General features: G+C 37.0%; 31 protein-coding genes. 4 read left to right on the top strand and 27 right to left on the bottom strand.

Translation table 11 applies throughout. The features are described from left to right. Window positions 1–20 precede the first annotated feature (20 nt). From HUS62_RS09340 to HUS62_RS09255, 18 genes are all read right to left on the bottom strand, one after another. Window positions 21–1,058 (bottom strand): tyrosine-type recombinase/integrase, encoded by a 1,038-nt coding sequence (locus HUS62_RS09340; RefSeq protein WP_175079287.1) that lies wholly within the window; start codon window positions 1,056–1,058, stop codon window positions 21–23. Further along, entirely contained in the window at window positions 1,045–1,263 is a 219-nt protein-coding gene (locus HUS62_RS09335; RefSeq protein ID WP_175079286.1) for a hypothetical protein, read from the bottom strand. The genes HUS62_RS09340 and HUS62_RS09335 overlap by 14 nt, the downstream gene beginning before the upstream one ends. 125 nt (window positions 1,264–1,388) lie before the next feature. Continuing rightward, a complete protein-coding gene (locus HUS62_RS09330; RefSeq protein ID WP_175079285.1) occupies window positions 1,389–1,844 on the bottom strand; it encodes a hypothetical protein in 456 nt (151 codons plus the stop codon). 1,371 nt (window positions 1,845–3,215) lie between these two features. Beyond that, on the bottom strand, window positions 3,216–4,265 hold the full coding sequence (locus HUS62_RS09325; protein ID WP_175079284.1) for a hypothetical protein: 1,050 nt from the start codon (window positions 4,263–4,265) through the stop codon (window positions 3,216–3,218). A gap of 178 nt (window positions 4,266–4,443) precedes the next feature. Beyond that, window positions 4,444–4,902 carry a hypothetical protein gene (locus tag HUS62_RS09320; RefSeq protein WP_175079283.1) on the bottom strand — a complete coding sequence of 153 codons (459 nt, stop codon included), beginning with the start codon at window positions 4,900–4,902 and terminating at the stop codon, window positions 4,444–4,446. Next, a complete protein-coding gene (locus HUS62_RS09315) occupies window positions 4,899–6,212 on the bottom strand; it encodes a hypothetical protein (protein WP_175079282.1) in 1,314 nt (437 codons plus the stop codon). The genes HUS62_RS09320 and HUS62_RS09315 overlap by 4 nt, the downstream gene beginning before the upstream one ends. Then, window positions 6,209–6,625 carry a hypothetical protein gene (locus HUS62_RS09310; protein ID WP_175079281.1) on the bottom strand — a complete coding sequence of 139 codons (417 nt, stop codon included), beginning with the start codon at window positions 6,623–6,625 and terminating at the stop codon, window positions 6,209–6,211. Before HUS62_RS09310 ends, HUS62_RS09315 begins: the two co-directional genes overlap by 4 nt. 3 nt (window positions 6,626–6,628) lie before the next feature. Continuing rightward, window positions 6,629–6,910, bottom strand: coding sequence for a hypothetical protein (locus HUS62_RS09305; RefSeq protein WP_175079280.1), 282 nt, complete (start codon window positions 6,908–6,910; stop codon window positions 6,629–6,631). 21 nt (window positions 6,911–6,931) lie between these two features. Continuing rightward, a complete protein-coding gene (locus tag HUS62_RS09300) occupies window positions 6,932–7,423 on the bottom strand; it encodes a thermonuclease family protein (protein WP_175079279.1) in 492 nt (163 codons plus the stop codon). Next, on the bottom strand, window positions 7,414–8,145 hold the full coding sequence (locus tag HUS62_RS09295) for a hypothetical protein (RefSeq protein ID WP_175079278.1): 732 nt from the start codon (window positions 8,143–8,145) through the stop codon (window positions 7,414–7,416). The genes HUS62_RS09300 and HUS62_RS09295 overlap by 10 nt, the downstream gene beginning before the upstream one ends. A 43-nt stretch (window positions 8,146–8,188) precedes the next feature. Then, complete coding sequence (locus HUS62_RS09290; protein WP_175079277.1) at window positions 8,189–8,581, bottom strand: hypothetical protein; 393 nt, start codon at window positions 8,579–8,581, stop codon at window positions 8,189–8,191. A gap of 78 nt (window positions 8,582–8,659) precedes the next feature. Next, window positions 8,660–9,079, bottom strand: coding sequence for a hypothetical protein (locus HUS62_RS09285; RefSeq protein ID WP_175079276.1), 420 nt, complete (start codon window positions 9,077–9,079; stop codon window positions 8,660–8,662). Between the two features lie 307 nt (window positions 9,080–9,386). Further along, the gene (locus tag HUS62_RS09280) at window positions 9,387–9,578 is read right to left on the bottom strand and encodes a hypothetical protein (RefSeq protein WP_175079275.1); all 192 of its coding nucleotides are present in this window, start codon (window positions 9,576–9,578) and stop codon (window positions 9,387–9,389) included. Window positions 9,579–9,673: 95 nt separating this feature from the next. Continuing rightward, complete coding sequence (locus HUS62_RS09275; protein WP_175079274.1) at window positions 9,674–12,967, bottom strand: exodeoxyribonuclease V subunit beta; 3,294 nt, start codon at window positions 12,965–12,967, stop codon at window positions 9,674–9,676. A 206-nt stretch (window positions 12,968–13,173) separates the two neighbouring features. Then, entirely contained in the window at window positions 13,174–13,794 is a 621-nt protein-coding gene (locus HUS62_RS09270) for a hypothetical protein (RefSeq protein ID WP_175079273.1), read from the bottom strand. A gap of 72 nt (window positions 13,795–13,866) precedes the next feature. Then, a complete protein-coding gene (locus HUS62_RS09265) occupies window positions 13,867–14,073 on the bottom strand; it encodes a hypothetical protein (protein WP_175079272.1) in 207 nt (68 codons plus the stop codon). An 18-nt stretch (window positions 14,074–14,091) separates the two neighbouring features. Continuing rightward, window positions 14,092–14,328 carry a hypothetical protein gene (locus HUS62_RS09260; protein WP_175079271.1) on the bottom strand — a complete coding sequence of 79 codons (237 nt, stop codon included), beginning with the start codon at window positions 14,326–14,328 and terminating at the stop codon, window positions 14,092–14,094. Window positions 14,329–14,414: 86 nt separating this feature from the next. After that, window positions 14,415–14,900: a hypothetical protein gene (locus tag HUS62_RS09255; protein WP_175079270.1), complete on the bottom strand. Its 486-nt coding sequence runs from the start codon at window positions 14,898–14,900 to the stop codon at window positions 14,415–14,417. A gap of 75 nt (window positions 14,901–14,975) precedes the next feature. On the opposite strand from HUS62_RS09255, the gene HUS62_RS09250 reads away from it, so the two are divergent. The 4 genes from HUS62_RS09250 to HUS62_RS09235 all read left to right on the top strand — a co-directional run bounded on the left by HUS62_RS09250 (window position 14,976) and on the right by HUS62_RS09235 (window position 18,387). Then, on the top strand, window positions 14,976–17,078 hold the full coding sequence (locus tag HUS62_RS09250; protein WP_175079269.1) for an ATP-dependent helicase: 2,103 nt from the start codon (window positions 14,976–14,978) through the stop codon (window positions 17,076–17,078). After that, entirely contained in the window at window positions 17,075–17,410 is a 336-nt protein-coding gene (locus HUS62_RS09245) for a hypothetical protein (RefSeq protein ID WP_175079268.1), read from the top strand. The genes HUS62_RS09250 and HUS62_RS09245 overlap by 4 nt, the downstream gene beginning before the upstream one ends. Window positions 17,411–17,423: 13 nt before the next feature. Further along, window positions 17,424–17,729: a hypothetical protein gene (locus tag HUS62_RS09240; protein WP_175079267.1), complete on the top strand. Its 306-nt coding sequence runs from the start codon at window positions 17,424–17,426 to the stop codon at window positions 17,727–17,729. Between the two features lie 328 nt (window positions 17,730–18,057). Next, window positions 18,058–18,387: a hypothetical protein gene (locus HUS62_RS09235; protein WP_175079266.1), complete on the top strand. Its 330-nt coding sequence runs from the start codon at window positions 18,058–18,060 to the stop codon at window positions 18,385–18,387. On the opposite strand, the gene HUS62_RS09230 is transcribed toward HUS62_RS09235, so the two are convergent. The 9 genes from HUS62_RS09230 to HUS62_RS09195 form a co-directional block, all read right to left on the bottom strand. Next, window positions 18,377–18,784 carry a hypothetical protein gene (locus HUS62_RS09230; RefSeq protein WP_175079265.1) on the bottom strand — a complete coding sequence of 136 codons (408 nt, stop codon included), beginning with the start codon at window positions 18,782–18,784 and terminating at the stop codon, window positions 18,377–18,379. The two genes, HUS62_RS09235 and HUS62_RS09230, sit on opposite strands and share 11 nt — an antisense overlap. A 293-nt stretch (window positions 18,785–19,077) precedes the next feature. Continuing rightward, entirely contained in the window at window positions 19,078–19,263 is a 186-nt protein-coding gene (locus HUS62_RS09225) for a hypothetical protein (RefSeq protein WP_175079264.1), read from the bottom strand. 212 nt (window positions 19,264–19,475) lie between these two features. After that, on the bottom strand, window positions 19,476–19,781 hold the full coding sequence (locus tag HUS62_RS09220) for a hypothetical protein (protein WP_175079263.1): 306 nt from the start codon (window positions 19,779–19,781) through the stop codon (window positions 19,476–19,478). Beyond that, entirely contained in the window at window positions 19,771–20,028 is a 258-nt protein-coding gene (locus HUS62_RS09215; protein ID WP_175079262.1) for a hypothetical protein, read from the bottom strand. The genes HUS62_RS09220 and HUS62_RS09215 overlap by 11 nt, the downstream gene beginning before the upstream one ends. A gap of 12 nt (window positions 20,029–20,040) precedes the next feature. Further along, a complete protein-coding gene (locus tag HUS62_RS09210; protein WP_175079261.1) occupies window positions 20,041–20,286 on the bottom strand; it encodes a hypothetical protein in 246 nt (81 codons plus the stop codon). Between the two features lie 41 nt (window positions 20,287–20,327). Then, on the bottom strand, window positions 20,328–20,519 hold the full coding sequence (locus tag HUS62_RS09205; RefSeq protein WP_175079260.1) for a hypothetical protein: 192 nt from the start codon (window positions 20,517–20,519) through the stop codon (window positions 20,328–20,330). A 2-nt stretch (window positions 20,520–20,521) separates the two neighbouring features. Then, the gene (locus HUS62_RS23095) at window positions 20,522–20,650 is read right to left on the bottom strand and encodes a hypothetical protein (RefSeq protein WP_258536746.1); all 129 of its coding nucleotides are present in this window, start codon (window positions 20,648–20,650) and stop codon (window positions 20,522–20,524) included. A gap of 31 nt (window positions 20,651–20,681) precedes the next feature. Beyond that, window positions 20,682–21,065 carry a hypothetical protein gene (locus HUS62_RS09200; protein ID WP_175079259.1) on the bottom strand — a complete coding sequence of 128 codons (384 nt, stop codon included), beginning with the start codon at window positions 21,063–21,065 and terminating at the stop codon, window positions 20,682–20,684. Between the two features lie 43 nt (window positions 21,066–21,108). Continuing rightward, window positions 21,109–21,285: a hypothetical protein gene (locus HUS62_RS09195; protein WP_175079258.1), complete on the bottom strand. Its 177-nt coding sequence runs from the start codon at window positions 21,283–21,285 to the stop codon at window positions 21,109–21,111. Window positions 21,286–21,609: the final 324 nt, after the last annotated feature.

Below are 21,609 nucleotides of genomic sequence, written 5' to 3'. Positions count from 1 at the left end.
CTTCCCATCGGTGCATGGGATTACCGTCCTCTTTTTCGCGCTAACACTGACATCCCATTTTCTATTCGCGCTTGTTCAATATAACGGGCTGGTTGTGTATCAGATTTCCAGCCACCGGCATTTTTGATATCTACAAGACTTTGACCATCTTCGGCTAACGAAACTGCTCCCCCAACCCTCATACTGTGGCCGCTAATATCAAAATCAAGCTCAGCCTTTTGAGCTATTCTTTTAATAGCTCTATATATAGTAGTGTAGTTAAGCTTTGTCATTAAACCAGTCCGTGTGACACTCTCATCGTAATCTCTTAATGAAGTGCCTTTCGGAGAGGTTGCGCGAAACAAAATACCTTTTCTTATCGAACGTGGATCACCTTCCAACTTTCCTTCATTGGCTTCAGTTAAGTAGTCAGATATGTAAGACAAGCTAATATCTGAGATATACCGATATGAGCCAGCACCGGCCTGGTCATTTTTTGATTTTTCAACAAGTAGGCGATTTTGCTTAAAATCAATATGCTTAATTTGCACCCTTGCGGCATCATCAGCTCGCAATAATCCATCGAACATTACATTTACTAATGCTAAATCACGAATATCTAATAAGTTTTCAGGTATAACGGTACTATTGATTTTTTCTAGATCTTCAAGTCTTAGCGCAGGAGCTTGCTTTGCTCGGTTATAAATATCGAACTCTTGAAGTTCTAAACGTATGAAATCCTTTAAATACTCAGACTCTTTGATTGGGTTTTTCAGTTCTGCCAGTGCGATTAGTTTGGATAATATCGATATTCGTGTTTTTACAGTTTTAAAGGACAACTGTGACTCACACATTGATGTGACGTACTTTTTAACGCTTTCTTCTGTGACTGACATCGCTTCAGAAAAGCTAACTAAATTGTTCACATTACAGAAAAATGCATAACTTCTAAACGTCGAATTGAATGCTCTTTGTGTATTTTTAGGTAGTCGTTTAAAAATATCATTGAAATACTTTTCTAAGCTTTCAGTTTTACCGGTGCGGAGAAGTAACTCATTTGATTGACTAGTCACTATCATTTTTGTTGCCTTCGCGATTTTGCTGTACGTAATTATATTCGCTGACTATTTCATCAATAGTCTCATCAATTGAAGCAAAGCCAAGTTCAGCTTGTATTCTTTTGATTTTATCTTTGTTATCAGTATTAATTTGAATCGTCGTTTTTTTATTTCGAAGTCGGGATTGTCGTTTTTGCTCTTGTCTCAGTTTTGAATTATCCGCCACAATTAGACCTACAGTTAAACTTTATGAAAATGTCTTATAAGACACTTTAAACAAAAATCACATAAATGTCTATTACGCAAGATAAGTGAAATTATCATGCGTAATAGATTTAAATAAAATATAAACTAGTTTTCTGGCTTTGCAAGGGCCTTTTCCAGCTCTGTTAGTCTTAAATTTATTTTGGCCTGCTGTTCCAGAAGTCGACGATCTTTTATAGTTTGTGCTACTTGAGCTTGTTTTGTATTTTCAAGCAACACTTGGTTCTTGCCTGACGTATATAGGTTGTGAGTAATAGTGATACTGAGGTAAAGAACGCCAAGCCAAATTAAACCATACACTTTGTATCTTTCCGGCTTCTTACCCGAAAAATATAATGCTCTGTCAATCTCATTAGCAGGGTACATGTATGCGGCATGTTTATATAAATAAAAAATGGAAAAATAACTCGTTGTGGCTAACAAGAGCCCAATTAGTTTTATCGTGTGCTCATATTGCAATGCATCTACCGCAAAAGAGCCTGAAGATTGGTGCAATGTTAGTGTAGGGATTATAAGTACTAAAAAGTCTAAAATACGTTCCATATCAACTCTCCATGTGATGAAATTTCCTTTTACACACTTATTATATCATTTTTCGATATTTTCAACGCGATTTAAGTTTTTTATTTTATCTGATCAGTGGGTGCAAGTTTTTTGTTTTGGGTGTAATACTAAAAAAGCCGCCCCTGAAGGGGCGGCAATACTTTAGGAGGAACAATTTGCAATTTGTAGCTAGAAATCGCTACAAAAATAAGAATAAAGCTAGAAAAAATTAAAATACACAAAAAGGTGCATATTTTTGAAAATATACGTAACCAATTCATTTTAAGTATATGTTTTATGGAAAAAAAGGGTAATGAGATTACCCTTTTGGTCTTAAAGGTTTAACTTATGTTCTGCAGTTCAAACTCTGCAATACAATTTTACTTAGAAGATATGCACTTTAATACTGAAAAGTGAATATTTTGAAATTTAAATAGCGATAATAGTCACAGATACAAAGCGGGTAGATCAGTATTTTACTAACAACAAAAAGCGTTCAAAATACAATCAAAAAACACGGAACATTACTGCATTTTTGCTCAATAATTGTTGTTATACGTGGGTTGAAGAGCACTATTTTACTAACTCAACTCTAATAAGTCCGATACTGGTTAGTATCGGACTTATTCTTTAGTTACAGCAAAGTTAAAAGTACCCAATCATTCCGTGACAACAGTGGGAACTGCAATTTCATACATGATACAAGCTGCTCTAGCTTTCGTTAAAGCTCCGCTTCTAATCTCAAAACTATTGTCACTATTCGCTGCGATTTCAATTTGCTTCGTTACATTTTCTACAATTTTATTTCTAGTTGAAGCAACAGAAGCGCCGATTAGCCCTGGTTTTTTTTAGTTTTGACTAGCAAAATTAGTTGCGCCAGCCCATACACCCAAACCTGCTATCCAAGCGGAGTTCGATGCTGCAGAAGCGGCTATTAGGATTGGAACAGCTATGGAACCTGCGATTAACCCCGGCATCGACAACCAGTAAGCTCGTCTCGCTTGCCTTTTGTGGGAGAGTATTACTCTACTACACCTTTCCGATTTTTCCTCGTACCCCGAAAGTCTCGGTAAGTAAAAAATTAAGAACTTTTGACATCGAAGCTTCTAAAGTTTGCTGGTTTTTCATATCGGCCTGTTCCTGAGTTAATACTGTACTAGCCACAGCTTTGTTAATTGTAAATGACTTTGATGAATCAGCACCAATTTGCTAATTAGAGGGTGAATGACAACCTACCAAGGTTAAGAAAAGAATTGATGGTATAATTTTGAGTTCCACTGCTTCAACTCCATTTTGTAGCATTTAATTAACAATGCTAGTTTAATATTTCAAATTAGCAATAAGATGCATATAGAGGGCAACTTGTTAAATTTATTGGATAGCTCTGTATTTATTATACTGCTCTTTTAATGTTGCAAGTTTCTGGTTAAATTTATAGTCATCATACCCCATCTCAACCAACTCATCTAACTGGGCTATTTTCTGCTCAACATATTCCACCGGCTGCTTAGTATGCATTAATATTAGCGGGACACTAACAAGTATGTCACTAAACAAAAGCTCCTCTTTAATTTCATTGATTGTAGCGAGCTCTTTAGCAGTGCAGCTCGATGGCTTAGTCAGGCCATCCCCTTTACACAACCCTTCCCTTAAATAAAACTCCCACGAAGTGGCCCATGGTAAAGTTTCCAAGTGTGTTTTTAATGAAATTAATAGTTGCTCATAGATATTTATATCAGCAATCACCATGCTTTGATAATCCACTTCAATATTAGAGCTGGCAATATAAGGTAGCGTGAAGATAAAACCCTCTTTTCTTGTGGCCGGATCAAAACCATAGTCCATCATGGTGGTGCTGAGTGCCATCTGCATCGCCAAATTAATAAGATCCCCCTCACCTTGTGCTATACCTTCAATTGGAGGGATATAAGCTTTTGAATATGGCACTTGTTTTCGAATTACTTTCTTTATTAGGCAAAAATCATTTGCATAAATGCCAAGCGTATAGCGCATTAATATGGAATCAGACTTGTTAATGCCGTAGTGGTTGTAAAGTGGCTTTTTTACTCCACTCTTACTAAATTGTGCTTTATAAATACATCCCATTGCTGAATCAGGTGTTGGAGTCATATGCGCTTGTTGATACAGAACAGCATGAGGGAAACCTTTATCAGCAAGCTCTCTTACTATTTCTTCACCTTCTAATTTTCCAAATTCAGTGTTTCTTAATTTATCTGCTTTAACTAAAAGCGCCTGCTCTTGACTCGCCATCAATTCATCAGCATAAGGATATGCATAGTTGAGTAAAGGACTTCTCTCCATGCCTTTAGATGCTTCAAGCTGACTTTGTGTCGACTGACAACCTGCTAACAGTGCAAAACCTATAGCAAGAAAAATAGTATTGTTTTTAATTTTAATCATTTTCTGTCCCTGTATCTAACTTCTGCAATTCAGTATCAGCCAGTATGTTAATTTAACCTCGACAAAAACATTAAATTTTTTTTGATCAAGGTTTCAACACTTAGTTATCCACAATTTCTGTGAGTAATACACCTTAAAACCTGTTTTTAAGTGTGTTTTTAATGTCAAGTTTAATATTCTAGTTGCTTGTTACTTTTGTAAACCTTACTCTTTGCGTATTGAGTATTTTTGTGTCGTTTATGATATGTTGCTCATGAACTTCCTGCTTTTCGATTGACCACCCTTCCCGCTTCATGAACTCTAATGTTGCATAAAGCTTTTTAATGTCTTTGTCATCAGCAATATTGAGTTTATAGACGCAGTCCTTTCTTTCTACATTAGGGTCTTTTAACGGCCAAGGGAATAAACCCGATGCACAATGTAATGTTTCATTTCCGAAGCTCATATAATCATGCTTAGCTTTTTGATTTAAAGGAACTTGAACTTTGAGACTTTTAAATTGATTACCTAATCGCTTTAGTTCCAGTTCTCTCTGCATCATCACCATCTTGGCATCATCTGCAGCTTTTTGTAATTCATCAGCTTCTATTGCGAACGAGCAGACTAAAAGAAAAAGGATTATGATAATTGATTTCATGATAAATCAGGCCCTTTCTGGCTGTGTTCATCAGATTGTTCGTTGTTTATTAACTTCTTTGCGTATGCAGCAAGTCCGGTATTATCTAAATGCCTTTTAAGTGGAGTGATTTCTGTTACAGTCATACCAGAACTAATAGCATTTTCATGAATATGCTGAAACGTTTCGCTTATATCTACAATTACTTTTTTAATTTCGACCTCTGGCAATTTAAACTTATGTGCAGCCATACTCACAAAATCGTCATTAAATTTAATATCAGTATATGCTGAAAGAGTATCTGAAACTGGCATGTTATATGGCCTGTTAGGGTTTAAGTCGATATTGTAAACCTCTTGAGGCGCTATCACCCAATCGCCACTACCAAGTTCTTTGATTTTCAGTGTTCTATCTGTCAGATCCTTTTGCCCCATAAGGTGAGTAAATAAAGCTCGCTTGAAAACAGAAATACCCTGTCCTTTTAATGATTTTGTGTACATTCTATTTACTTCAGCAAAACTGTTTTCCTCAATTCGAGTAAGCACTCCTTCTTCTGCCATAATTGATGAAATTGGTATTGTGTTAAATAAAAGTGCAGTGCCTTCTTTTTTATTAATTACCTGCTCACCTGTTAATTGACCCACATAACAGCGGCTACCCTCTTTCATAATTTTTATAACGACATTGGGTTCTATACCCGTTGCTTTCATCATTTTTTGAACAAATAGCATCTCATTTATTTTTTGTTCAGACTCGCAACTTCTTATAGTGCAGTGAACATAATTATCCCCCACTTCTAAGAATGTGCTTACAGCATGAGCTCCTGAATTAGGGTGATACATAGCGTTTAAATCATGACTATTTAAATTTGAGTATTCACCAGATTCAATTTTGTCTAATAGATCTATTGCGGTATCAATATTTGGTAACTTATTAGCCTGAGTTTCGCTATCATAATTTAACTGAACCGCACCAAATGAACCTTTATAATTCGTAAGGTGTTGTAGTTGTTGAAACTGGTCATAATTATTAAAGTTTGCGTCTAGTGCATTGATCACGCTTTTATTTCTTTCACTGCACAAAAACTGTTTAAAATAATTCGGTATCGAGTAATGTTCTGATGTACGTCCTAAAAGCACTGTTTTGATTTTATCCTGCTCTAAACTACCAGGCATCAATGGCGGGTATCGTTCTAAATAATCGTCATTATACTTAAACCCAACGAGTGGTTTACTATTGGTTCTTGAGTCATCCCTAAACAATTTCCCAACATCAACAAATTGCTGCTCTTTGTTTACCCACCTGGTTACGTTGATTAATTCTGTACTCATATACCAATCTCGTTAAAAAATGCTTTATGTAATTTAGCTAACCTTTCCTTTTTATCCTCTACTTCTTTTTCTTTTAAACTCTCTATGACCAATGTTATATACCGAGCATCTATATAGCGACCTGAACTCAAGGTTTTAAGCAATTCAGGCCATAGTCCCATATCATCTATAATAGCTGCATGAATCCCTATTGCTACTGAGGCACTTCCAGATTCAGCTTTAGCTAATGTTTTTCTACTTATGGATTTACCAAAATAAGGAGTAAGCTTTTTGTCTATGTAGTACTCCATACCTATATGCTTATCAGACTCGCTCAATCGATTATTTTTTATAATTGCGCCTAATAACTCTAAATAGTTCTTTACATGCTTATCTGTCGGCTCTGGCGATTCAAAGAAGTACCCATCACTCATAAATCACCCAATTAAACCATCTAACAGAGTGGTATCTAAGTGCTCAATAAAGGTTTTGAATTGGTTACGCAACTCACTTAAGGAAGCTTTAGCCCCTCTAGTTAATGTAATTCTTGTTGCTAACCCCATAAGCATAAAATCACTATCAGCTTTTATTTGCTCGATGTAACTCATGACAAGCTTTTCATTTACTCTATTATCACCACTGAGTAGGTATATTTGATTCTGGTACTGCTCATTTTTAACTAGTAAAAATGCAACAAATAACGCTTTAAGGTTATCCATCATTTCCTCATCTATTATTTATTAATTGCACATCTCATCTATTTTTTGTGATGAAATAGCCCAAATACCTAAGCCTTTGCACATCGCTTCTTTTTGCATAAGGACCAAGTGCTTACTCCTAGATTGTTTGTAGTCAAATTTATACCAGCCATTTTTAATCATGTAATAGCTTAAGTTCTGACCATCGACAAAAATATCACCATGGTATACTTCGTCTTTGTAGTTATAGCTATGAAGGTTAATTTTTACTGAGCTGTTACTTAATAACGTATTTAACCGGCTACAGTCTTTTGTACTTGAATTAATGCAGTCTGCATTTTTAGAAAGGCCGAAATCTACGTCATCAATACGAACGGTTAGTACACCATTCCTAATTTCATTTCGTTCAGTAATCGTTACTCGAAGAGAAGATGGTGTTAGAACCTCAACATCATTTGCATCAAATGTATTAAAAAAGAGGTTTGCATTACTTGATGCACTCAAAAATAACAACACGAGTAGTATTATTCGCATGTTACGACTTCCCTATTACCATCCTTACGCGCCCATACATCAACGCTGTAAGCTTTTTTATTTTCTATATCAGCTTGAGTTTCTTCATCTAAAAAAGACAGCAAATTCACATTAGCCAAGGACTCTATGCAATCAATTGAAGTGATAAGGCTATGAGGGCTTGTTTGTATACTCGTTGAGAGTGGCAGTAAAAATGCAATAGACAACTGGTATTGCGGTTGAAAATACACTCTATATACATGACTAAGACTATCACCACCTTGGTGGGATATAAGCCCGTACATTGCGACGACTTCCCCTTTTTTTGAAAACATTTCACGTTCAACTTTATCTAAATTGAACGAAGCATTGCTGTAATCTCCTCGCCAGATTGCCTGGTCAATTGGAAACGAGTTTGCTAAGGAAAATGCTGACAATGCTTGGTTTTTGCTCTTAAGCAATAAGTATGGCGCTACCAAATAACCGATATCTAGTTCGCGACTCAAATACGTTCTAGGATCTGTCTGTTGCGATATAGCTAAGTCAGGTATAGCGGAATAGACGCCTTGGCTTTTTATGTATTCACTATAGGGGGTCTTTAAAACATTGTAGACGGCTGACATTGCCCGTTGTTCGCGAATGTCATAGCCAAAGTATGCACCCGTTTCATTTTGACAAGTAAAATGTACACTTTTGTGAGTAGTAATGTATTCATTTAGTTCATCACATACTCCACCAGCCATCGTGCGCATTGATGTGAGCATTATGGCTAGTGCTGATATGTGCTTAAAGTATCTCGTCATCATAAAACGGTTTGCCGTGTAACACTTTATTTTCACTTGCGTAAATTGCAGCTTGCTCACTAATGCCGCCTGTTTTGTCCATTTGCATATGGCTTAACTCGATTAACGGCCAGCCTAAATCATGTGAAACCAGCATAAGGTCAACATTTTCATGGCTACTTAATTCCTCTCTTATTGCAGCAAAGTAACGTGGCAGCGTTTTACACTGTTCGATTGCGTCCACTCTTACATTATTTACTGAAAGCTCTGCCTTTAAGTAATCAATCACTTGCTTGCTATCACTATTCACATTAATTGCAAAATATGCCGCGCTTGATTCAGCAATGTGTTTCAAAATCTCTGTTTTTACCGCTACTTTTTCTAAATTAGTATCCATCAAAATCCCCAACTACCTTTATTGTAAAATTATCACACTGTCTAAGAGTGCTCTTTAAAAAAGTGAATATTTAGCAATTTAACCTCTAGCAGCTACTCTTGCAGCTGCAAAGTCCTTATAAATAGGACCAAATCGCCAATCATACTTGATAAAAAAATGCTCATAGAACTCTGCGGAAAATATCTCTTGCGCATTTTCAATGATTGGTTCAGAAATATGATGCATTCGCCTGGTTGTAGATGAGCGAAGCGTACCAATAGCACCTTGCTCTATTGGATTTAGCGTGATTAATTTACCATCAAGCATTACCATTTCATTATTCGCATTACTGTCATAAATAACAAAAGCAGGGCTCGCCACAACATCAGTATGTGTAATAGAACGAGCAAATAATTTTTCTAAGCTTGTTATAACGGATAAAGAAAAGCTTGCCTGTTGTTTCAAGTCACCTAAAATCCCGTACGCCTTATTACCTTTTACATATTCTTTTTGTTTCATGTAATTAATCTCTCAACAATATAAATACAAATAAATGCACTATTACAGCCAGCAAAGGAAGTCCTAGCACAACTTTTAGCGCCGTGTGCTTTTTTGTCCAAAACCCTATTAGCAATATTAGAATTAAGGACAACAAAAGTAATATCATTACCATGTTTCACCTGCTTTCTATTCAAGCGCCCTCATTTAACGTTAAAATTAAATCTACTCGTTCACCCATTATCTTTCCCACATCACAACCAACCTCTTACCCAGCTTTAATGATTAGGCCAAATAGCATGCATAGCCTATGACCACGTTTCGCCAGTTATTGTGAAAGCTGAATGATTTTGTAATTATTCAGTGCACCCCAAGTAAACGAAACATCACTGCCTTTATCAGGAGCCACGTTTACCCCAATGTCATTAACTTTATCAACAGTCCCTTTCACCAGTGCTGTATTTACATCCATAGAATTAAGTTCAACGATTGCGATACGCTTACCAATTAACCATTTCATACATTACCTCTCCGTTCTATATTCTCACCACCTGCAACTTACATCACTTTGCGCGGAACTATTTATTTAATGAATAGAGCACTGAGCATTGCGCTCTACCCACATAGCTCAAGGTGCTTCCGTTTAGTGAAATAGACATATCCGGATGCCTGATTTACCCCACAAAGCTCTCGATATGCTTTACCATAAAGCTCTAATTTCAACTTATGCTTTGCTTTCTGAGAGTTGATGTAAGTTTCATATTCCTGTCCGGCTGGCTTTTTTGAGCTTTCCCAATCAACAACGTGAGCGATGCCATTTTTGTTAATAAATGCTTTATCTATAACGATACTTTTAAGCTCTCGATTTTTTCGAATTGTGATAGCAACTTCGTTATGATCAAGTTCGTGATTGCTATTTAATGAGCGGAAAATATCACATGTAAGCAACTCTTTTATCTCATTCTTTACGTTAATTACAGAACGAATGAGATCGCAATTAGGTACCGAGTACTGCTTTAGTGATGCCATAATTGCCATGGCGTATTCATCGACTCTTTTATTATTCCAATTATCAATTCCATCTTTACCAATTTGCTCTATTACTTGTTGAATAACAGCTTGCTCATAGTTTAAAAGCTTACTTTCAAATTCAATGCCATTTGGTAGTAATTGTGTTCTTTGTTGCCCTCTATATGCTGCCAATGTATTTCTTTGAGGTAGGTGCATACTGTGTTGAGCATCAATGACTTTTCTCACTGGGTGTATAGCTGTGCTGCTACTTTTACTCATTCCAGCATCGTGTAAGTTCACTTCTGAATAGAATGTAGATCCGATGGTGAAAAACAACGAATTTTTCGGCGGAGCGCTAATTTCATCATCTTTACATGAAACTTTTCCAGTTAGAAACGCTTGTTTAACAGCCCTAGTAACTGCTACATACATCAGCCTAACAAGTTCGTGTTGTTCCTTAATAGCATTTAACTTATTTAAGTAGTTGTGGTAAGTGATATCGACACCTTTGATACCGATAGCTTCACTGCAGGCCATTACGCCTAAATCTCTATCTTCTACTTTGCCCCATGAAAATAGGCGACTAGGCGTATTTGGCCCGCGCTTATGCATACCTGGGATAAACACATAATCAAACTCCAAGCCTTTTGATCCATGAATCGTCATTAGTTCTACCGGCCTGCTATTATTCGCTAGCGGTTTCGGCTTCGCATAGAGGTTGTCTAATTGTCTATCTAACCAACTTAAATTTAGATCACAACTTTGTGTTCCTTTAAATACGTCGAAAAAAATGGATACGTTATCTGTATCAGTGGAAGTCTCAGCAAGTGATGGACCGTTTAATTTTAGCCAAAGGCCTTCTAATACAAGTTCAAAATCTTTGTTTCTTTTGGCATCCAAGGCAGCATTTATTTCCTTCATGCTGTTGCAGTAACTAGTTAAGGTTGCACCGGTCAAAATATCATGCACTTTATCATCATTAACTGCTAGGTACGGATCTTCATCAATTTTAAAAATAGCTTCAATATCATTTAATGATAGGCCCACCAGCCCACTATTAAGAACAGTTAACCAAGCAAGCTTATCGAGGTCATCAATCAAGATTCGTGCTAGTGCTATTGCTGTAATACACAGTGGCTCTTTGTTTATTTTGCTAACATTTACAGCCTTTGCATGGAGGTTTTGATTTTCAAGTTCAGCAAGGACGGGTTTAAGGACCGAGCGCGTACGACCAAGGACAGCAATAGTTGCATTAGGCTCTTTGCTATGAATATTCTTAACTTGCTCTGCTATAAATGCTGCTTCTTCCTTTGCATCGTCATCGTCTAAAAACCCATGTACTTCCACTGAATTTTGTTCACTGGTACCAAGCTTAATCGCTTCGCTTTTAGTGTATTTACATGCTGCATTTAGCAAGTCATTGTCCTGTGGAAACGCTGTTTCAAAAACCCCATTCACCCAATCAACAACGCCATTAAAAGAACGGAAGTTTGTTTCAAGCTGTAGGTTATTTAGCGCTACATTACCAATACCGTATTGCGCTTTCATAAATATATTTACATTGGCATTACGAAACCCATAAAGCGATTGCATAGGGTCACCAACGATGAATAATGTATTGCCATCGTTTTCTGACCAGCTTTCAGTTAATAGTTCAAGCATCACAAGCTGAGTATCGTTAGAGTCTTGAAACTCATCTACTAAAATGTGTTTTATTGTTTGGCTTTTATTGATAGCAGACTCTGTACTTACCCCGCTTTCCGAATTTAAGGCGCGTACTGCCCCCATAGCTACTTCTGTAAAATCAACCTCCCCTGCTTGTTTAAAAGTTAAGGCAAGCTTAGCTAAAGCTAAGGGCATTACATTGAATGTTGCTTCTAGTAATGTCCATTCAGTTTCCTTAAACTCAGGTCGTGGCAATGCCGATAGTTTAGCTATTTCAGCGCCACACATTTCGGTAACAGCCTTAAGTTCAGATGTTAATGCGTCCTTCTCTGTTTTTGATAGGTCAGCGGGGATACCATCATTTTTTGTGAAGCGTTTTTTCGGTGCACCAGTTGCTGTCAACAATACCTTTGAAATGGCTTTAAAGGTGTCTATGTTCTGGATTAGATCACAATCAAACCCATTTTCACAAAAAGCAGATAAGTTAGAGCCTAAATTATTGAGCAACCTAAATACTGAGCGCAATCTGAGCTCATTACCTTTAACTGTATTAAAAGTCTCTTGTGATGTGTTGACAATGAAGCTTGCACGCTTTGACTCTAATGCTTCCCTAACCTGAGTTTTTTGCATGAACAACACTGGAATCCAGCGTTCTCTTGTTTCAAGCATTTCTATAAGCAGTTTTTCAACGCGATTGACTTTATTACCAAAGTGAGCAATAAGATTACGGATTTGAGGCCCGTATTTACTGTCAGTATGGAGGTAGAGTAATTCTGTGATCGCTTTTTTATATAAAAGATGCGGATCATTACTTACATTGCGAGTGGCCAGTGTTCCTTCATGCTCACCTGCAGTGTGCATTAAGAGTTTCTTACAGAAGCTGTCTATTGTGCTTATTTGAAGCATGTTGATGTTTTCTTCAATGCACCATCCTCTTTTGGCAGAGTTTTTTAATGCTGCATGCGCAAGTTCGATATTTTCCTTTTCAAAGTCATTGTTTGGTTTGAAGCCCGACTTAGCGCGATTTAATGACAGCAGTATACGCTCTGCCATTTCTCTAGCCGCTTTATTGGTGAATGTCATCGCTTGGATTTCTCGCGGGTGAGAAACAACGCTTAAAAGTTTAAGATAGTAATTTGTAAGCAACCCCGTCTTACCAGAGCCTGCCGGTGCTTTAATGATTTTACTTTCTAAATTGAGTGCGTCTTTACGCGCCTGACTGTCAACTAACATTGGAACCCCTTAAAGCAATCGAAACTGTATATGGGTTCAAGGTACCATTAGAATAAATCACTTCAGAAAAAGACCCAGAAGCTTTAATTGATTGTTTTGTAATTGCTTTGTAATTGTTTTATCAGTAGATTTTCTGCATTTGTGAAATTAGAAAATGGAGAATGTCGTTAGTCGAACATTCTCTTAATTGAAGTAACTGTGAGGCTCTATCGACCTAGTACGTTTAAAAGCTTATTTATTACGCCACGGTTTTCTGGGCGGTCTGTTATTTTATTTTGATTGTTTTCCGCTTTGTCTACGTTTAGTGGTTTATACTCTAATTTGGCATTCTGAGATAGCCTAGTATGCATTTTTAGTGTTTTATCTACAAAAGCAATTTTGTCCTCACCAACTATGCTTTCCGGTACAAGAAAAATAGAAACAAGCCCTTTACCTGCTAATTTAGGTGTGTAGAAATCCCAATATTTATTAGCATCGTTATCAAATGGGTAATTTGGCGAATAGACGATGATTGGGACAACGTTTTTCCCTTCTTTCAATGGTAAGTTGTTAGCACTTAATGTGACCTTAGATTTATCATCACTCCAATCAATAGAGAATGATTCGACTTTATCCATATCGCTTTGTGTTAACACGACTTCATTAATCCCCTGTTTTAACATAAAAGCGGCAATGTATTTATCCATACCAAAAAATACAGTTGATTCACCTTTTGATACTACGCGAGACTTTTCACCGTCTATTACTGACACTGATGAATCACTACTTAATATGTCTTCGCCATCAAAAATAAAATCACTTGTTTCAAGGCGGGTGTGGTTTGACATTAATTTATCCTAAAAATATAAGTTTCTAATTTAATCTTGGCTTAAGTTTGCCAAGTAAATTCATTGAGGTTGCTATTTGGATCTGAGTTCAATTTCCTTCAGATTTTTTTGCTTCATTAGTTGTTCCCGCTCTGCACCTTGTGCATGTACAATGCGTGACTCTAACTGGGTTATCTCTTGCTTCAAGCTCTTCATGCCTGGATTTTTTTCCTCTTTAGCTTTGATAGCTTTATTAAGCGATGCAACTCTTGCGCAGTGTTCTTTTTGATGGCTATTCATTCAAGACCTTCTAATATATTATTGACAAACCTGTGCGATGTAGTCTTTTATTAGCCGGTTAAAATCGCTACCGGCCTTAACATTTTCGCCGCTTACAACTTGATTAAAACTTAATTCTAGATACGCGGTTAGTTCTTTGTCCATTCCATCAATTACTGTACGGGCAAAACATATAAATTGCTCAGCATTGGGCTCAATACCGCGCATTTTTGCAGCAGCTAAGTGTAAATTTGTAAAATCAACATCTAATTCCATACTATTTCTCCAATGGCCGTGTAATCAATATTGCTTTAGTGGCAACTTGTCAGCGCCAAATAGTTTAGTGTTACCCCTTAAACTTCTTAAGGCTCATTGTTGACGTTAAAAATCACCTCTTTATCAATATCAATGACGCCGACTCCATTGACAAGAAATCTTCCCTCATCGCAAGTTATAACGTCATAACTCCGAGTGTCCCTTTCAGAAAGTGCCTTAAACACCACATTTTTAAGTTTCTTCATAAACCAATACCCATTGATAGAATTGGTGCGTGTAATAACTTCGAAAACGTTATTCGCTTTTAGATCTGCTACATAAATATAGCCGTCCTTATCTAATAGTGTTCTCGCTATATGGCACTTTTCCTTTAGGAAATCATGTTTATCAACTTCAGAAAAGTTATCTCTTATATGTAATTCATGCTGACGAGAATTTGAGTACGTTTTGACGATACTTTCATCAAGCGGCCGATTACTACTAAGCAAACGTTTTTTTAATTCTACATGCGTAATGTCGCTATGATTTAGGTGGTAAAGCTGAAATGTTTGCATTTTTTTATAAATATTCACTTATTTATTGATTGGATGAGCATAACAATATTAACTCCAAGCAAGATATTTAAATTTTAAGAAATAATCACATAAATGGCCTTTCAACTTGCTGAAGAACAAAATTCTATAGTGCTTGCACCGGTAAAATGGAATATAAAAGTGATCGCGGTACCTGGTTCGGGCAAATCAACTGTGCTCGTTTACCGTGTGGGTCATTTACTTCAGTCAGGTATAGACGCCGACAAAATCTTGGTCGTAATGTTTAACGACTCAGCAGCTGTAAATTTCAAAAACGATTTAGAGCAGCTTGAATACATGCATCTACCTGAAGTTAGAACTTATCACTCTTATGCAAAGAAGATTGGGTTTTTACTCGCAAAGTCAGGGGTGATCCCACCTCAAAAATTCGCACCAGAAAGTTATAAGTACAAACAATTCTATAAAGAGTGTTTAGCGCTATTTATACCCGTTCATTTACACAAAAAAATGCAAGTAAATAGTTCTACTACTGTTGCATCGTTCACTAAATTTAATGAGCTGTGTAAATCTTCTCTACTTGAGCCAGCAGTTGTATTTAGCCAATTTAACTACCCTGAACACCTATTCCCATTTGTCGAAGCGTACCGTCAAAGTGAAAACAAAAGAAAGGCGGAGCAAATTCAATTTTTCCCAGACCTTATTTATGACATTATTATGCTTCATAAATCACAACCCGACCTATTGCGTAGGTTTATTAATAAATATGACGTTGTGATGGTTGATGAGTATCAAGATGCTAACGCGGCATCTCATGCCCTCGTAAAATTAATAGCTGGTTCAAGAGCCAGTGTTAATGTAGTAGGGGATGATGACCAAACTATTTATGATTTCACCGGAGCAAGCCCCCGCTTCTTAAAAAATGAAATTGACCGTGACTTTAATGATGTAAAACTGTTTAAACTAACTAAAACATTTCGGTATGGCCATACAGCTGCGCTTGTTGCTAACAATATTATTTACAACAACACCGACCGTATTGAGAAAATTTGTATCTCTGGTCGCAACGACCTGAACACTCACTTTTCAATAGCTCATTATGATGACTTGGATGCAGATATTGAGCAAAGCGACCTAATTAATAATATAAAGCAGTTTCTCCTTGATGGGGGTACTTACAGCGACATCGCAATACTCATTCGCGGTTATAGCAGCACCTTTACCCTTGAGCTTGCGCTTTTGCGATCGGGTTTCCCTTATTTTATAAGTAAGGAAAGTAAAACCATTCTTGACTCACCAAACACGCAGTTTCTTACCGATATGCTCGTGCTTTTGTCACAAAGATCTTCCAAGGCTGAAAAAACTCACGCGCTACAAAGGTTCTTGGTTTCATTTTTATGGGGTGTAGATGGTTCAAAACTGTCTCATGTAATTGAAATGATTTTCTTAGGAGATACGGATAAATCTGTATCGGCGTTTACTGAGTCATATTCAGGTGTGCTATCGCAATATGAGTTCGACACAATAACAAGGCGTATTAAAGCCGTAAATATCGTTTTAAAGTCTAGAAAAAATGAAACCGGCTATTTGTTGCAGCGTTTATTCAAAGAAGCGCGTTTCGAGTCTTTTTTTAACAAAAAAAGAAAAGGTCATATAGAACTGAAAAAGCTTGGTTTATTGTTAGAGTTCTACGCCACATTGGATGACAACATTGATGTTGTCCTTGGCATTATCAATGAATTAAAAGAGTTAACAACACAATCAACTGATACTAATGCGATTCAGTTTTGTACTTTGCATAAAAGTAAGGGGCTCGCATGGCCTTATGTGATTATGGCTCACTGCGAAGAAGGTGTGTGCCCTTCCGCCGATTGCGGCACTGATCCATATCAGATTGAAGTTGAGCGGCGTTTATTTTATGTGGGCATGACTCGCGTTCGTAAGAAGCTCACTCTTCACCTGCCAAGGGATAAAAAGCTCTCGAAAAGCTTAAATGCATATTCTGGCACCATGGAAAAGGTCGACTATTTCCGCCCAGGTTTAGCATCCCGCTTTGTCTATGAGAGTAACCTACTATCAGCAGTGCAAATAGGCTTTGAGCTCTATAAGCAAGTGAATCGCTCCAACATTTTTTCAAGTGACAATCGGCGTCTTTATAACTGTTACTTGGAAGCTGTAGGGGTTGATTATCGTATAAGTGGTCTGGGAGGTGAAGCATGAAGAATGAGCAGATTAAAGAGTTATTTATAGACTCAGGAATACACAAGCGCTGGCACTTTACAAAGTATGGCTATTATAAATTATTAGGTTCTGAGCGCTTTCTCTTTGCTCACATATTGCAACTTGTAGCAACGATTGCTGTTGTCTTATCAGTTATAACGTTAGGTGTTGGCGTTTACTCTGAAATGGCTGGGTTTCAGTCTCGCGTTCTTATTGGCTTTACTGTCGCGTCATTATGTCAATCAATTTCAGAATTGCTAGCCGGTGAATTTATGGTATTTGGAAAGCTGTTCTTAGCTTTCCTTGTTTTTATTTATATTTTATATCTTTAAAACGGAGAACGTTATGTTAAAAAATCTAGATAGTACAGTTGTGTCATTTGAATATGGCGATATGAAAAAATCAATTTCACTCAAAGGCATATTCATACTATTGCTGGGTTTCGGCCTTGCATCTGCATTAGTATCTGCAATTTTTGGCGTGATTTTAACGGGCATTCTAAACATTATTGCAATTGTGGTTAGTCCACTCGCAGTTGCCTTTTTGATAGTCGAGTTTAAAGGCCCTGTCTTGGAGTTTGTGCTCGATAAAGTCTGTGTTTCTGATGCCTGTGATGCTGAAAAAATTAAAGGTGAGAGCGAAAATCAATAATTAACACAGTTTTGTGGCTTTTTTTAAGAATTGCTCTCACTTTAAGCGTTTAACGCTCAAAAAAGAGGCTGAAAACAATTCTTTTGTATTAAAAAAGCACAAAACTGTAGAAAATACTCTTAATTCTTTTTACTTTTAATTTATCTCATGTAAAATCAATCTTGTTCATGCTTTATTCAGTTATTAAGTTGTTTATCTGAATAATGTTGTCGCTTATTATTTTGTTCGAAACTAGGACTCGCTATGTATATAGACTTCATTTTTATCAAAAATCTTACTCTGCCAATTGGCGGCATTTTACGTTCAAACACTGCTAGTGAGGTTTAAAATGGATTCAGGAAAGGGAAAGCGATATGTTTGCATCGACGGCGTTAATTATGCAGTACATGAACACATTAAATACACAATGATTTGTAAGCGCGGCTTTCTCTTCGGTAAAAATAGAAAACCCGAGCCAGTGCTCGAAGGTAAACATCGCGACTGGACATCAGAAAAAGAGACTATTCAAGCGCTTTCTGATAAGTTTAAAACCCCTTGGCCACTAAAGCTTCGAGATGGGTGCACGGATTGGGATAAAATGGTCTTTGAAACATCAGATACGCTAAAAAACCCAGACCTACCACTTGTTGACTGTACGCTAACATCTCCTAGCAAGTAGCTAAATCAATCTTGAAGCGTGCCACCGGCACGCCTTCGAAATCAAGGTATTTATATTCTATTGTTACATTGTTCTCGCTGAAGTACGTATGCGATTCATTTTTGCATAGATTGCTTGTTATGACTTGCTTTGCTCGCTCTTTAAATAACTCTCTGTTTTCAACCTTCCCGTTCAATTGCATTATGTAAGTCAATTTAGCACCGTCCTGCTCCACCAGCATCAACGTTGTGTTTTCATCGACATCTTTCGGGTTGCTTCTATTTATCTCTTCTACAACTTGCTTTAGTTCACTTTCAATAGTGTTTGGTAACTCTGTATCCGCCGAGCTGAATGACGAATATAGTGCCAGTGTAATTAATGCATTTCGAGCTATGCATGCTTTTTTCATAATCAGCATTTATGACCTCTTTTTAATCATCCGCATTTATAAGAACATAATTAATATTATTTCTTAGTAAATGATCTAGAAACGATGTAACTGAATTAGTCTTACGATAGCTTCTCGCATCTAAAATTTCCGTCGTTCCAGCAAAGCTTTTGTTTCCCCTTTTGATGCTTTTAACATACCAAAATTTTATGCTGTCATCCGGTGTAAGTACTTTAATCTTGAACATGCAAACTTAGACCATTTTTATATTTAAGTGACTTTAGTATGTATGAAAACTCAGGTGTAATCACGAACTCCCGTTCTTATTTCCACCCTCGACACATGCCAATTAGCGCAAATGAACCGATGAATAGAAGCGGAGACAGCATGATAAGCACAAACCAATGTTTATGAAGTTCAAAATCTGACGCACTACTAACAAATAACAGCGTCAAAATTGAGACAAATGCAGCTAGTGCTGTTGTTTTATTTTCTGACAGAATTCGCATTGAGCCCCTGCTTTATTTATGATTATCTAAACGTTTTGCACTTTTGGTATGGCGATTATAAAGGCGCTTACCCACCCCCAAACAAAGTGCTATTAATATTTTCGAGTAATTTATTTAGCGCTTCTGCAATTTATTTTCCGTTTGCTGACCACCATTATTGTAAATTGCTGTAGCCCTGGCCATGATTCAGTTATTCTCCTGTTTTCAAATATTTAGTAACCGCGATTATTAAACTCTAAGACTATCTCGCCTTGCTTATTTTTATAGGCTGTTTTCAAAAAACCATTGTCGCATCGAGTAGCCTTTTGATATGTCATATTCTTTGCGTCAAATATGACAAATTCACTCTCTTCACAATCGTTGTGCATTTCTATAATGCCATCTACTAATAGATACAATTTGGAGTTGACGCCCCAACCAACACCAGCAAGCGTTCTCAACGCTAGTAATTGATGAAAGTATTCGTCTTTCATCAATTGAGGTATCAAGTCAATGATATGAGACTGATTAATTGCCATGCTCTGTTTCCAATATTAAAATTAACTTTTTTAAAAGGTTATGTTTATCAAAGTTACTAATTGCTGCATCCAACCTTTCATTAACGAATTTATCTTCATCAATGCAATCATTAAGAGAAAAAGCATGGCTTGTAAACCCTTTTGGGTAATTGCCTTTGGAATATCGAATGAGCATCCTATCTACATCAAACTGAGTAAACCCCAATTCAGTCTTTACTTTAAAATAAGGGCTATCAGGTATAGTCATAATTTTTCCAACTCAGTTAAAAAGTTCGATTTCTGGATCATCAGAAAGATTGCCAAAGTCATCTAAGCCGTCCACATAAACACAATTAAATGAGTTTGACATGCAAGCCAGATTATTAAATCTCTCTTTTATATCATCAGGGAATTCAATATTGTTTTTTGACAATTCATGCTCAATATCGCGCTTAAGTTCTTTAAGCTCCCTCGCCAGATTACGCCTAAATCCATCAATACTGTATGTAACTTTAATTTCAGTCATGGCCAGCAGCCTCCGTTATTCCAGCACTTCAATTAATACAATTAAACACTTTTTAAATGCGGTGATTTTTTCTTTTCAGAGACAACTACATGGCCAAATGTGGTCATAAACGGTATACCTGCATCTTTCAAAACAGTTGCCGTAATATATTTCCCATTCTTCATGATTGGAAGCTCAAAATACCCATTATCTTCTGACCAAAACACTCCAGAAACAGGGTGCAGTAAATCCATATTCACTTCACCGTCAGGGTAAGCAATAAACTCCAGTTGCCACCATTTGGTATCTCAGGCCATTCGAAGCTTTCACTAACAACACCAGCTAGCTTTTGTTTAACTTCTCTTAAAACCAATGGAACTGTCATATTATCCCTTTTCTATATCGTTAAGCATGACTCATTTAACATCTTTTCTCGATAAGCCGATTGAACCCAAGATATCATCCAGTGGTAAACTAGCCTTTATCTGACGCTCTGGCTTCACACCTAAGTTTTTAGCTATCAACACATGGATTAACTTATCGTCCTCAAAAACACCAATCCCCAATTGACACGAATCTGGCCATGCTTTTTTTGCTTCGTACTTCCGTACCTTCATAGCTAATGAACCTTTACTGGCTCTGTAGCCTCTCAGTTGATGCGAATCTTCTATCTGCCACTGATTTGATTGATAGCTTATAACAGTATGTAGTGTTGGCTTAGGGTTTAATTTTGGATTAGTTAGCTCATAAAGCTTAGTTAAATCGTCTTCATCCAATAATTTACGTTCATATCCCGCCATAAATATCCCCCTGTTAATAAATTTTAAAAGCCTGATTTCAAATTTACGCGCATCGTGCAAGGAACTCTTTGTCGCAATCCGTACACTCTTGGTTGAATGAGGTACCAGAAATACCATCATCATCTGCCACACGAACAGCTACTTCACAGTACGGACACTCACATTCAAAACACTTTACTTCGTATGCTGTTACTTCTTCGATTTCTTTATCCAATGCCATACAACTACCCCAATGGTTTAAATAAGCTCAAATTGAGCTTTGGTAACCCATCCCATAGAACCATCAGGGTAAGTAATGTGCCAACATTTTAATGAGTCGAAATACCGTTGTAATGTTCCGACCCCGAACTCTGTTTTTGCCTGTTTCCCGATCAAATTATCCATGATTAATCATTCCAATGGTTTTAAAATTGCTGGTCTATATGTTGGCAACTAACGGCACTGTTCTGTCCGTTACATAAAATGAAGTGAACTACTCGGAGCTAAAGCTCGCGAGCTTCCAAGATAGCAGCCTAAGCCGCTAACTTTTCTTTTTTGACGCTTC

It is taken from the genome of Pseudoalteromonas sp. 0303 (genome assembly GCF_013349995.1).
Lineage (GTDB): Bacteria > Pseudomonadota > Gammaproteobacteria > Enterobacterales > Alteromonadaceae > Pseudoalteromonas.
Note: the sequence above shows the minus strand (reverse complement) of the source record. Positions and strands in the feature narration are given on the sequence as shown.